This window comes from Ruegeria discodermiae, assembly GCF_030758345.1.
Taxonomy (GTDB): Bacteria; Pseudomonadota; Alphaproteobacteria; order Rhodobacterales; family Rhodobacteraceae; genus Ruegeria_C.
Window position 1 is genome coordinate 20,546 of record NZ_JAVAMO010000024.1, and the last position, 12,512, is coordinate 33,057.

The 12,512-nt window shown below is 62.7% G+C and carries 11 protein-coding genes; 2 read left to right on the forward strand and 9 right to left on the reverse strand.

Features of this window, described 5'->3' with window-relative positions:
• The first annotated feature begins 201 nt into the window (after positions 1-201).
• A complete protein-coding gene (locus Q5Y75_RS26145) occupies positions 202-552 on the forward strand; it encodes a hypothetical protein (protein WP_306203101.1) in 351 nt (116 codons plus the stop codon).
• Between the two features lie 128 nt (positions 553-680).
• Positions 681-1,346, forward strand: a complete 666-nt coding sequence (locus Q5Y75_RS26150) for a sulfotransferase (RefSeq protein ID WP_306203103.1) — start codon at positions 681-683, stop codon at positions 1,344-1,346.
• Positions 1,347-1,348: 2 nt separating this feature from the next.
• Here Q5Y75_RS26150 and Q5Y75_RS26155 read toward each other — a convergent pair whose 3' ends face one another.
• The 9 genes from Q5Y75_RS26155 to rfbD form a co-directional block, all read right to left on the reverse strand.
• Positions 1,349-2,659: an HlyD family type I secretion periplasmic adaptor subunit gene (locus tag Q5Y75_RS26155; RefSeq protein ID WP_306203105.1), complete on the reverse strand. Its 1,311-nt coding sequence runs from the start codon at positions 2,657-2,659 to the stop codon at positions 1,349-1,351.
• The gene (locus tag Q5Y75_RS26160; RefSeq protein WP_306203107.1) at positions 2,656-4,395 is read right to left on the reverse strand and encodes a type I secretion system permease/ATPase; all 1,740 of its coding nucleotides are present in this window, start codon (positions 4,393-4,395) and stop codon (positions 2,656-2,658) included. Before Q5Y75_RS26160 ends, Q5Y75_RS26155 begins: the two co-directional genes overlap by 4 nt.
• Before the next feature lie 319 nt (positions 4,396-4,714).
• Positions 4,715-6,589, reverse strand: coding sequence for a polysaccharide biosynthesis protein (locus tag Q5Y75_RS26165; protein WP_306203109.1), 1,875 nt, complete (start codon positions 6,587-6,589; stop codon positions 4,715-4,717).
• 212 nt (positions 6,590-6,801) lie between these two features.
• Positions 6,802-7,695: a UTP--glucose-1-phosphate uridylyltransferase GalU gene (gene galU, locus Q5Y75_RS26170; RefSeq protein ID WP_306203111.1), complete on the reverse strand. Its 894-nt coding sequence runs from the start codon at positions 7,693-7,695 to the stop codon at positions 6,802-6,804.
• A 235-nt stretch (positions 7,696-7,930) separates the two neighbouring features.
• Complete coding sequence (locus Q5Y75_RS26175; RefSeq protein WP_306203113.1) at positions 7,931-8,545, reverse strand: sugar transferase; 615 nt, start codon at positions 8,543-8,545, stop codon at positions 7,931-7,933.
• Positions 8,542-9,423 carry an NAD-dependent epimerase/dehydratase family protein gene (locus tag Q5Y75_RS26180; protein WP_306203115.1) on the reverse strand — a complete coding sequence of 294 codons (882 nt, stop codon included), beginning with the start codon at positions 9,421-9,423 and terminating at the stop codon, positions 8,542-8,544. Before Q5Y75_RS26180 ends, Q5Y75_RS26175 begins: the two co-directional genes overlap by 4 nt.
• Positions 9,424-9,467: 44 nt before the next feature.
• Positions 9,468-10,721: a glycosyltransferase family 4 protein gene (locus Q5Y75_RS26185; protein ID WP_306203117.1), complete on the reverse strand. Its 1,254-nt coding sequence runs from the start codon at positions 10,719-10,721 to the stop codon at positions 9,468-9,470.
• A complete protein-coding gene (gene rfbA, locus Q5Y75_RS26190; protein WP_306203119.1) occupies positions 10,718-11,590 on the reverse strand; it encodes a glucose-1-phosphate thymidylyltransferase RfbA in 873 nt (290 codons plus the stop codon). The genes Q5Y75_RS26185 and rfbA overlap by 4 nt, the downstream gene beginning before the upstream one ends.
• Positions 11,587-12,438: a dTDP-4-dehydrorhamnose reductase gene (rfbD, locus tag Q5Y75_RS26195; protein WP_306203121.1), complete on the reverse strand. Its 852-nt coding sequence runs from the start codon at positions 12,436-12,438 to the stop codon at positions 11,587-11,589. Before rfbD ends, rfbA begins: the two co-directional genes overlap by 4 nt.
• Between the last annotated feature and the right edge of the window lie 74 nt (positions 12,439-12,512).

A 12,512-nucleotide genomic window follows, 5' to 3' on the forward strand; every position in this document is an offset into this window, starting at 1 on the left:
GGCCCTAATGCAAAACAACACGTCGGCATAAATTCGCCGAGCGCCTCTCCACTGAGCCATTGATAGGGGAATCCTCGCTACCCCCATTTGGGGGCAATCAGAGGTGCCAAACCGGAAACAAAGCCGGAGGATTGTCTTTCCGCAGGTCAGACGCGTCCCTGGGGCGGAACGGGGAGGGCCGGGGCCCCCTCCGGGACAAGCATGGACGGTGATCCTGCCGATTTCAGGAAAGAAAAAGGGCAAAACGATGGTGCGGGGCGCCTGGTGGAATGGTGCGGGCCGCGCCATGACGGGCTGCCATGGCCCGCCCGCGCCGTTGATATGCGGCCGTCATGGGCCTTTTTGCCGCACCAGCCTGTCAACAGGGTTATGAGCGTCTCCGCAGAGCGAAACCCGAAATATCTCCCGTCGGATATTCGAAGCCGGGCGGCACAGGCCCAGGATCTTGTTCTGATGCGCCGTTTGTTTGAAAACCGTTTCATACGTTTCCGATTGCGTTTGGTTGTCGTATACCTTTGCTCAGAGCATGATTTGTTTAGTGAATTGCAATGACTCCGGCGCGCGCTGCATTGATCAAGGACTGTCTTCACGCATCCGCAGGGCGGGTCTGTGATGCTTTTTTACCAGAGCTGAAAAAATACGTGGTCCTGTCCGCCGGGCGATCGGGATCCAACCTTCTTGTGTCCTTTATAAAGAGCATCCCGAAAAACATTCAGCACGGCGAGATCATCGGCGAGTTCCAGTTGCAAAGCATGGCTGTGCGCCAACGCGTCAACAAGACCGGTCCCGCAGCATATCTCGACCGCCGGTTAAGCCGGATGACGACCGAGACCCTCACGGGCGCCAAGCTACTCTACAGGCATCTAGAGGATGATTACGGCGAGAAATTCGGCATTCCGGGAACCGGTGGCCTGCTTGATCATCTGCTGTCGCGGGACGATATCCGCATTGTCCACCTGAGCCGCCGGGACAAGCTGGCGGTGCTGATCTCTACGCGCCTGGCCTATGAGACGGGGGAATGGGTCGGCGGGTCTTATGGGGACAGAACCGTGCACCTGCCGGTGGATTGGGTGCGCGACCGGTTTGCCTGGCTGGAAGGGTGGGAGGACAGGATTGCCGCGACCTTCCCGGCGCAGCGCGTCCTGCAGATGACCTATGAAGAGCTTGTTTCGGACACCGGGGGCGAGATGCAGCGCCTGTTCCGGTTTCTCGACGTCCCGGCGGCCCCAGTGCATTCCAGCATGTCGAAGCAGAACAAACGCCCCAAGCCCGAGGTGATCGAGAATTACGCCGAATTGAAAGAGGCGTTCTCAGGCACGCCCCATGCCCCTTTGTTTGACGCGTAATATCAACCGTCCCGGAACGCCTTGCTGAAATAGCTTGTCAGCGGGTTTGCCAGATAGGCCAGCGGCGTGCGGTCCTGAGTCCGGATAAAGGCGTCGACGGGCATGCCGGGGATCAGGATCTGATCCTCACCCAGCTTGCCCAGCTCCTCTTCGGGAAGCTCCAGTTCCACACGATACCAGGAGGCCCCGGTCTGGTCATCGACAAAGGAGTCGGGTGAGACCAGGGTCACCGATCCGAACAGATCCGGCGAGTTGCGCTGATCGAAGGCGGCCACGCGCATCACCACTTCCTGTCCCGGATAGACCTGATCCACATGGATCGGATCGATCCGCGCCTCGATGATCAGTGGCCGGTCTTGCGAGACCAGGAACAATGTCGGGTCGGCGGGCCGGATCACCGATCTGCGGCCAAAGACCTGCAGATCATAGACCACGCCCGAGATCGGTGCCCGTATGTCCAGACGGCTGAGACGCTCGATGAGGGACCGGCGCTGTTCGGCTAGTTCCAGCTCGTTGAACTGCAGGTCGCGCAGGCGGGTGATGGCCTGCTCGCGGCGGGCGGAATAAAGCTGCAGCTCTTCGATCTCCAGCTCCGCAATCCGCTCCAGGGTCTGGGCCCGCTGCGCCACGAGGTTGCCGACCGTGCCGGCCAGCTGCGCCTCTTCGCGCTGCAGCGCCATCACCCGCGAGGCCTGCGCCAGCCCCTTGTCCAGCAGCACCTGCTGGCTTTCCAATTCGCTTTCGATCAGCTCCTGCTGGCGCGTGAGCGCATCCATCTGGGCATCGACGCCCTCGATCTGGTTGTTCAGCTGGGTCCGCTGGGCGCGCAGCTGTTCGATCTCCTTGGCCTGCGCCTCTCTGCGGGCCTCGAACAGGCGCACTTGTCCGGCGGCCACCGCAGCGATTTCGGGGCGGCGTTCGACATTTTCCAGCAGCATCCGGTCAAAGCGGACCTCATCGGTGCTGTCGCGCTCGGCTTCGAGCCGTCCGCGCCGGGCCATCAATTCAAACAGCTGGCCTTCCACGATGGTCAGCTCCGATTTCAGCAGCGTGGGGTCGAGCTTGACCAGAATGTCATCCTCTTTGACCACATCGCCCTCTTCGACCAGCACCGCTTCGACCACGCCGCCATCGGGATGCTGGACAACCTGCCGGTTCTTGTCGACGACAACCCGGCCCGAGGCGACCACCGCGCCCGAGATATTGGCCAGAACCCCCCAGGCGCCGAAGCCGCCGATCAGGATAACCAGGGTCAGCACCCCCACCATCAGGGGGCCGGTCGAGGGGAAAAGCTTGGGTTTCTTGGTACTCATGTCACACCGGTCGGTTTGTTGGCGGCTTGCTGGATCTGGGCGTGGTTCTTGACCACCTCGGCCAGAACGCGTTCGCGCGGGCCCCAGGCCTTGCGCACGCCGTCTTCCAGCATCAGCAGCATGTCGCATTCCTGAATGGCGGCGGGGCGGTGCGCCATGATCAGCACCGCATGGTTGGCCTCTTTCATCTGCCGGATCGCCGTGTTGAGCGCATTGGAGCCCTCATTGTCGAGATTGGAGTTGGGCTCGTCCAGCACCAGGATCGCCGGGTCGCCATACATGGCGCGCGCCAGACCGATGCGCTGGATCTGGCCGCCGCTCAGCTGCCCGCCGGTGGTGCTGACCTGCGTGTCATAGCCGTCAGGCAGTTTCAGGATCATTTCATGGGCGGCGGCCTTCTTGGCGGCGGCCACGATCTTTGCGTCATCCGGATTGGTGCTCAGGCGGGCGATGTTTTCGGCAATGGAGCCGTCAAACAGCTGCACGCGCTGGGGCAGGTAGCCGATATATTGCGCCAGCCTTTCGGGGTCATATTGCTCCAGCGAAGCGCCATCAAGGCGGATCTTGCCGCCAGCCGGGGCCCAGACCCCGGTCAAGGCGCGCGCCAGTGTCGATTTGCCCGAGCCGCTCGGGCCGATCACGCCGATGGCCTGGCCGGGGGCGACGTCGAAATTCACCAGCCGCAGCGAGGCCTGCCGGGCATTGGGCGGCACCACGGTCAATTGCTGCACCGCAAGCTTGGCCTTGGGTTTGGGCAGCTCGACACGGGTCACATCGGGCGGGATGTCGGACAGCAATTCGGTCAGGTTTTCCCAGCCGCGCTTGGCGCGCTGCACCATGGTCCACTGTCCCACCACCAGATCGACCGGGGCCAGGGCGCGGCCCAGCAGGATCGAGCCGGCGATCATCGCGCCCGGGGTCATCTCTCCCTGCAGCACCAGATAGGCGCCAAGCGCCAGCATCGCCGATTGTAAAAACAGCCGGAAGGTCTTGGTCGTCACCGAGAAGGTGCCGCCCATGTCGCTGGCATGCAGCCCCTGTTCCAGTGCCCGGCCGCGGGCCTTGTGCCAGCGCTCGAAGGCACTGCGCTGCATGCCCAGACTGCGGATATGTTCCGCCTCGCCATGCAGATGCTCGGCCATCCGGTCCGAGGTGTAGCTGGCCGCGGTCGATTGCAGCACCGCGCCCTTGGTTGTGATCTGATTCAACACCGTGATCAGGATCAGCAGCGTGCCGCCGCCGATGGCGAGCACGCCCAGCAGCGGGTGGAACAGCGTGATCCCGGCCAGAAACACCGGCGTCCAGGGAATGTCGAAAAGCGCCGCAAAGGTCGGCGAGGCATAAAAGCGCTGCACCGATTCAAGATCCTTGAGCTGGTTCTCGGATTGCTTTTCATCCCGGTTCAGAGAGGCTTTTGTCAGCATGGCGCTGAACACCCGCCGATCAAGCCCCGCCTGGAACCGCGCGCCCATCCGCGCCAGCAGCCGTCCGCGCGACCAGTCCAGCAACCCCATGGCGAGGAACAGGAAGGCCATCAGCGCAAACAGCGCCACCAGGGTTTCCTCGGACCGGCTGCCCAGCACCCGGTCATAGATCTGCAGCATGAATAGCGGGCCGGTCAGCATCAGCAGGTTCACGAAGATGCTGAAAATTCCCGCAGTCCAAAGCAAGCCGCGATTTTCGCGCCGCACATCACGCAGTTCGGCCTGCCCTGCCGCGCGATCAGAATTCCGCATCTGTTTTCTCCATTCCCCAATGCCGTCGGCGCACCGACCGCCCAGCCCAAAATATCATGTTTCGTTATGACAAATAAACTTTGTGAATCGTCTCAGAAGGGTAGCGGTCGGAACCCATGTCGTCACCATCAGATTGCGCCATGCCGGACGGTTGTTTTTACGGGATCAGCATATAGAGGACGCGCAGGGGCAAGGCCACCTCATCTGGCGGCCACTTCGGGCGGAGCTTTGCCGCTTGTCCCTTTTGTTGCCGAGACTGTCGCGGATTTCCGCACAATGGGCGCATAAGTGCGCCATTGTGGTGCGGGGTCGTGGCGGATCAGGAGGTTTTCGCCGCAGGTTCGGGGGCCTGATAGCCCTCGACCCAGTGCCGGATCAGGGCGCGTGCCCCGGCCTCGTCACCGCTGGACAGGGCCTCGCGCAGCCCACGCAGCACGCTGGCGATCTCGATTTCCGACAGGGTCTCCTCGCGGGCGCAGAAGATTTTGGGGTTCCGGGTGCCGGTCAGGTCGCCCGAGAGCGTCAGTTCCTCTTCGATCTTTTCACCGGGGCGCAGCCCGATCACCTCGATCTCGATATCGCCATCGGGGGTCGTGGCGTCGCGCACCGTGTATCCGGCGCTTTCAATCACCTGCCGGGCCAGTTGCATGATCGGCACCGGCTTGCCCATGTCGAGCACGAAGACCTCGCCGCCTCGGGCATCGGCCCCGGCCTGCAGAACCAGTTGCACGGCCTCCGCGATGGTCATGAAATAGCGCTTCACGTTGCGGTCGGTCACGGTGACCGGCCCGCCGCGGCTGACCTGTTCCTGAAACAGCGGCACGACCGAGCCGCTGGAGCCCAGCACATTGCCGAACCGCACCATGGTAAAGACGGTCTGCCCGTGCCGCGTGGCCAGATCCTGCACCACCAGCTCGGCCAGCCGTTTCGAGGCGCCCATCACATTGGTCGGGCGCACCGCCTTGTCGGATGAGATCAGGATGAAGCGTTCGATCCCTGCCTGCGCCGCCTCTCGGGCCAGCGTCCGGGTGCCCAATACGTTATTGGCCAGCCCCGGCAGTGGGTTGGCCTCGACCAGGGGCACGTGTTTATAGGCTGCCGCATGCAGCACAACCTGCACCCCGTGATCGGCCAGCACCCGGCTGACCTGGCGCGGGTCGGTCACCGAGCCCAGAACCGGCACGATCTCGATCTCGCTATCCTCACAGAGCTGGGTCAGTTCCTGATGCACGTTATAGAGTGCCAGTTCACTCAACTCATAGAGCACCAGCCGCGTCGGGCGGCAGGCCAGTATCTGGCGGCAAAGCTCTGAACCGATTGAGCCACCGGCCCCCGACACCAGCACCGACCGTCCGGCATAGCTGTTGCAGGCCTCGGCCAGCGTCATGTCCCGCGCCGCGCGCCCCAGAAAGGCCTGCGGTGCAATCGGCGTCAGCTTGTCGACCAGCTCCTCTTCGCCGATCAGTTGCGCGAAAGAGGGCAGGGCCTGCACTTCAAGCCCCATCTTCTGCAGCCGCCGGGCGATCTGGGCCTGTTTGGGTTGGCTCAGAGACGGCATCGCCAGCAGTACGCGGTGAATGTTGCGCCGCTCCACAAGCTCACCGATCCGGGCCGGGGAAAACACCGGCAGTCCCGCCAGCAACACGCCTTGCAGCGAGGCTTTGTCGTCGATGAAGGCAACCGGGGTGATGCTTTCATGGGCCCGCAGCGCCTGAACTAGCTGGGTTCCGGTGGTGCCGGCGCCATAGATCAGCACGCGGCAGCTATGTTCGCCATGCCGATAGATCGCGCTGACCACCTGAAACAAGATGGCGCGGGTTGCCGCCATGATCAGGAAATAGATCAGGCCAAAAATGACATGGGTGCCCATCGGCACATGTATCGCTGCTATCCGGGTCAGCAGGGCGCTGAGGCAAACCATTGCCACCGCATGCAGCGCGGTCAGCCCGACAGCATTCTGCTCATAGGCCTTGAGCTTGATGTTGGGCAGCCCCAGCCCGAGCGACAGCAATGCCGCGCCCGCGATCATATAGGGCAGTACCGGCAGGAACCGGACCAGCGTGTCGAACGGCGTGCCGGGCAGAGGAAGCACGGCGAAGGTCAGCAGCAGCGCGATCGGGATCAGCAGCAGATCAATGGCCAGGAAAATCCTGGCTTTCTGTTTGCGGGTCAGGGCATTGACGAAATCCAGCACGTCAGCCTTCCCGAGACCGCTTCGGCCCCCATGAAAATGCTATCGGCTGTTGGTGTGATCTACAACGCATGGTTGCTGTTGGTCTTTTGCTTTCTACTCGCCAGCCTTCGCACGATATCGCAAGCACCGCCAGCCCCCAAATTAAATTATGTTAAGCCGTGAGCGTAGCGAAAAACCGCTCACGGAAAATGTGCAGGTCTGTATTTGTCTTATTATTCAGCGGCCTGGCTGGCGTGAATTGTTTCGGTGAGATAGCGGCTGAGATCATCACGCAACTCGTCGCGGGCCAGTGCGAAGGCGACGGTGGCCTGCAGGAAGCCTGATTTCGAGCCACAATCGAAACGCTGACCGCGGAACCGGTAGCCATAGACCGGTTTGCCGGCATTGATATCCTCGGCGATCGCGTCGGTCAGTTGAATCTCACCGCCCGCGCCCTGCTTCATCTTGTTGAGATTGCGCAGCACCGAGGGTTCGAGAATATAGCGCCCGATCACCGCCAGGTTCGACGGCTCGGTACCGGGGGCGGGTTTTTCGACCATACCTCGGGCATTGACCACCGCGCCCATATCTTCGGCCACGTCCAGCACACCATAGGAACTGGCCTTCTCGGGTGGCACCTCCATCGCGGCGACCATGTTGCCGCCGGTTTCTTCATAGGACTCGACCATCTGCTGCAGGCAGGGCTTTTCCGCCGCGATCACGTCATCGGGCAGCATCACCGCAAAGGGCTCGTTGCCGATCAGACGCCGCGCGCACCAGACCGCATGGCCCAGACCCAGCGCCCGGTGCTGCCGGATATAGGCAATCGCGCCGCTTTCCATATTGGTCGACTTGAGCGTTTCGAGCAGGTCGTCCTTGCCCTTCTTGCGCAACTCCTGCTCGAGGATCGGATTGTGGTCGAAATAATCCTCCAGCGCCGACTTGCCGCGCGAGGTGACGAAGATGAATTCCTTGATCCCGGCCGCGCGCGCCTCGTCAATGGCGTATTGTACCAACGGACGGTCGACCAGCGTCATGATCTCTTTGGGGACCGATTTCGTCGCAGGCAGAAATCGTGTTCCCAGACCGGCAACGGGAAATATTGCCTTTGTTACCTTCTTACGCATGTAAACCTCAATTCGTCACTATAATCCAAGATGGCCATCATGCAGCCGTTCCTTCGACCATAATCTTTTCCGCTCTGCAGCATAAGCGCAATGGGAAAACCTGATTTTGTCAAAAACAACATATTTCTTCCCATTACGAGACACAAAATGCCTGCCAGACGCGGTTTGCCGCCGATCCAGGGGGTAATTCGCCGCTCGCACGCCGCTGCGCTGAGTCTGTTGTGGTGGCCCGCTGTCAGCGGCGACGGATAAACAGATTGCCGATCGTCTCGAAGACCAGGGCAAAATCGTAGCACAGGCTCCGACGTCGCTGGTAGATCAGATCCAGCCGCGCCTTGGCCGGCACGCAGATTCGGTCATAGACCGCGTCGGTTTCCTCGGGTGTCGCGCAGCGCGCCAGCAGTTCCGCCTCGTGCCGGTGATAGGTGATCGAGGCCAGCCCGGTGACGCCGGGGCGCGATTTCAGCACCTGCCCGTAAAGCGCCGGGTGACGTTCGACATATTGCCGCAGCGGCGGGCGCGGGCCGACAAAGCTCAGATCGCCGCGCAGGATGTTCCAGAGCTGCGGAAACTCGTCCAGCCGGGTGCGGCGCAGCCAGGCCCCGGCGGGGGTGATACGGGCGGCCTTGTCGCCGCCCGAAACACCGGCATCGCGATCCACCACCGTCATGGTGCGCAATTTCCACAGGTTGAACCCCTGCGTGGGCGTTTTCATCCGTTCAGCCACATAAAACAGCGGCCGACCCTGACGGATCAGCAGCCAGAGCAGCAGCCCCAGCAGCAAGGGCCCCAGGATCGCCACCAGAAGGGCTGCAAAAAACAGATCGAAAAAGCGCTTGCTCCAGGTCATGCGCGCCCCGTCTCTTGGGTCAGTGTCCCTTCGGTCACATACGGCTCTAACAAACGCCATTGTGCCGCCATCTGTACAGGGTCAGCCTGCTCTGCCGGCACCGGGGCGATCTGTTGCAGGGCGCGTGTGTCCAGCCGGACCTCGGCAATGGCGCTGTCCGGCGCCGGTCGCGGGGTCCAGCGCCGCCCGGCAGCGTCGAGCAGCGCGCCCATCTCGACCACCTCCGGGGCGGCGATGTTCAGTATCTCGGGCAGGTGCGGCGCAGCCAGAAGGCGTGCCAGCACGTTGGCCAGGCTCTGCACCCCGATATAAGAGCGGCGCGGGCTGCGCCCGTTGCCAAACACATCCAGTTCAAACCCGGGTTGCCAGCCGCCCAGAATGGCGTCCAGCCCGGCGATGTTGCCGATCCTGAGCACGCAGAGCTCCACCCCCAGCTTGCGCGCCAGCGCGCTGCCGCGCGCCTCCATCTCGGCCTTGGCACGGCCATAGTCACTCACCGGCTGCGGCGGCAGATTTTCAGGGAGCAGCCCCGCCCGGTCGCCATAGACCGCTGCCGAGGAGGCCAGCAGAACCCGTGCGCCGACCCCCGCCGCTGCACGAATGGCGGCCTCGGCCAGAGTGGTGTTCTGGTGCAGATCCGCGCCGCGGCCCGGGATTACCCCTGCCAGGCAGAGCAGGGCCGATCGCCCCTGCATGGCCTCGCTCAGGGCGGTCGGGTCCTGCAGCGGATCAAATCGGGCCCAGTTCAGCGCCGGGTTCGGAGCAGATACCCGGCGAGTCTGCCACAGGACCGGTGCGGCATCGGCCTGCCAGCCCTGTTGCAGGACCCGGCCGATCCGGCCCGTTGCGCCAAGCACCAGGGTTTCGGGAAGGGACATGACGCTCCTTTGCTCAGATCGATCTTTCCCGCACTATCCGCACCCTAGCCGGGCAGCGAAATCCAGCGGTCATTCGGCACCAGGCTGTTCATCTGCCTGATATGTTCGGGCAGGCAGCGGGTCGTGAAATCATATGTGCTCACCACATGCGCGCGTGCAGCCGGACCGATATGGGCGTAATCGCCCGGATTGGCCAGCACGTCGATCACTTGGGTCGCCAGCGCTCCGGGGTCGAAGAAATCCACCAAGAGCCCGGTCTCGCCATGGGTGATCGCCTCGCGCACCGAAGCCACATCCGAGCTCACCACCGTGGCCTGCATCGCCATGGTCTCCAGCAGTGACCAGGACATCACAAACGGCATGGTCAGCGCCATATGGCAGCGGCTGAGCTGCACGATCCGGCAATATTCCGTATAGGGCACCCGACCCAGGAAATGCACCCGGTCCCAGTCGAGCATGTGACCGACTTCCTCCTCCATCTCGCCGCGGAACCCGTGTTTATGGGTGCTCTTGCGCCCATAGGACACCTCGTCGCCGCCGATCACCAGCACCCGCGCCTTGGGGCGTTCGGCAAGGATTTTCGGCAGCGCCCGCATGAAGATGTGAAAACCGCGCGCGCGTTCCAGGTTGCGCGCCATATAGGTAAAGACCTCATCCTCGCGGGTCAGTGGCCGGTCGAGGCGGCCCAGGCTCAGGCTGGCCTTTGGATCGGGACCCAGCAGATCGGTGCGGATGCCGTCATGGCAGGTATAGAATTTCGAATGGAAACTGGTCGGGAAGGTATTCTTTTGCCATTCGGTGGGCACATGGCCCAGATCCACGCTCTGGATATTGGCGAAGGGGACCATGTTGCGGGCGTGGTTGATGAAAGGCGCATGTTCCGAAACCGGGTCGTCCGGGTCGAAGCCCACCAGCCCACCTTCCATGTTGTAGAAATACTCAAAGAACCCCAGGATCGGCACATCCGGCCAGATCTGCTTGAAAAATGTCAGCTCTCCCCAGCCGGTATGGCCCAGCACCAGATCCGGTTTGAAACCATGCGCGCGTTCCAGCTGCCGGGCCGCCATCGCCGCGCCAAAGCCTGCGCCGGCGGCCTCCTCCCAGACCTTGCTGAGCCCATAGGCATCCTTGGCGGGGTGGTGATGGGGCTTGTACTGGACGGTTTTCACCCCCGCGAGCTGTGGCGCCGGGTTGCGCTGGGTCAGAAACACCAGCTCATGCCCGCCTTGTGCGGCCAGCCACTGGATCAATTCGCGATACTGGCCCGGCATGTTTTGATGCACGAACAGAATCTTCATTTCAAAAGCCCCTCCAGATAGGTGCCATAGGCGTTCTTGGAAAACATCTGCGCCCGGGCGCGCAAGGCGTCGGTGCTGATCCAGCCCGCCTCATAGGCGATCTCTTCGGGGCAGCCGGTCTGCAGGCCCTGGCGTTCTTCCAGCGTGCGCACGAAATTGCCCGCATCCAGCAGGCTGGCATGGGTGCCGGTATCAAGCCAGGCATAGCCGCGCCCCATGGTTTCGACCCTGAGCTGACCCTCTTCGAGATACATCTGCAACAGATCGGTGATCTCCAGCTCGCCACGCGGCGAGGGCGTGACACCGCGCGCGCGCTCCGGCGCGGTGCCGTCCAGAAAATACAGCCCGGTGACCGCATAGTTCGAGGGCGGATGTTCGGGTTTTTCGATGATTTCCCTGGCCCGGCCATTGCTGTCGAAATCCACCACACCATAGCGTTCGGGATCGGCCACGTGATAGCCAAAGACCGTACCGCCGCTGATTTGCGCATCCGCTGCTGCCAGCAGTTTCGGCAAGCCGTGGCCAAAGAAGATATTGTCCCCCAGCACCAGCGCGCTGGGGGCGCCTGCCAGGAACTCTTCGGCCAGGATAAAGGCCTGCGCCAACCCGTCGGGGCTGGGCTGCACAATATAGGTGAGGCTCACCCCCCACTGGCTGCCATCGTCGAGCGTGCGTTTGAACTGGTCCTGATCCTGCGGCGTGGTGATCACGCAGATCTCGCGGATGCCCGCCAACATCAGCACGCTGAGCGGGTAATAGATCATCGGCTTGTCATACAGCGGCAGGAGCTGCTTGCTGACGGCCATGGTGATCGGATAGAGCCGCGTGCCGCTGCCGCCCGCCAGAATGATCCCCTTGCGTGTGCTCACCCTGTCTCTCCCAAATCGTTCAGAATATCGCGTAAACCGGTTTTCCAGCCTGGACGGCTAATGCCAAAAACGGTCTGGAGTGAGGAACAATCGAGGCGGGAATTGAGCGGTCGGCGCGCCGGGGTCGGATAGGCGCTGCTGGGAATGTCCTCGACCGCGCAGGTGAGCCCCGCCTGGGCAAAAATCTCGCGCGCGAAACCGGCCCAGCTAACATCCGGGGTGCCTGCGAAGTGATAGATCCCCGCCTTGCCCGGATCAGCGGCCAGTTGCTGCACCATGTCCAGACAGGCTGCCGCGATGGCGCGCGCGGGCGTCGGGCCGCCGATCTGGTCCGCCACGATGGTCAGGTGGTCGCGTTCCGCCCCCAGCCGCAGCATGGTTTTCACGAAGTTGTTGCCATGGGCCGAAACCACCCAGGAGGTGCGTAGAATGGCATAAGCCCCGCCCGCCGCCACAATCGCCTGTTCACCGACCAGTTTCGAGCGCCCATAGGCCCCCAGCGGTCCGGTTGCATCCTCGGGGGACCACGGGGTCTCGCCGATCCCGGAAAACACGTAATCCGTCGAGAGAGAGACAAACGGAATGCCCAGAGCGGCACATTCCTGCGCCATCTCACCCGGGGCTGTGCCATTGATTGCACTGGCCAGCGCCTCTTCCTCCTCGGCGCGGTCAACAGCGGTATAGGCGGCGGCGTTGATCACCGCCTGTGGCCGCGCCGCCCGGATCGCCGCCGCGCAAGTGCCCGGCTTCGACAGGTCCGCCGCCGCCCGGTCCAGGCAGGTCACGCCCGCATGGCGCGCCAGTTCCCGCGCCACCTGACCGGTTTTACCAAAGACCAGAATGCTCATGAGTGTGGCCTCTTAACTCCGGACAGTTGACAAGACCTGCGGGTACGCGACTTTTTGGCAAAAACTCTGAGTCT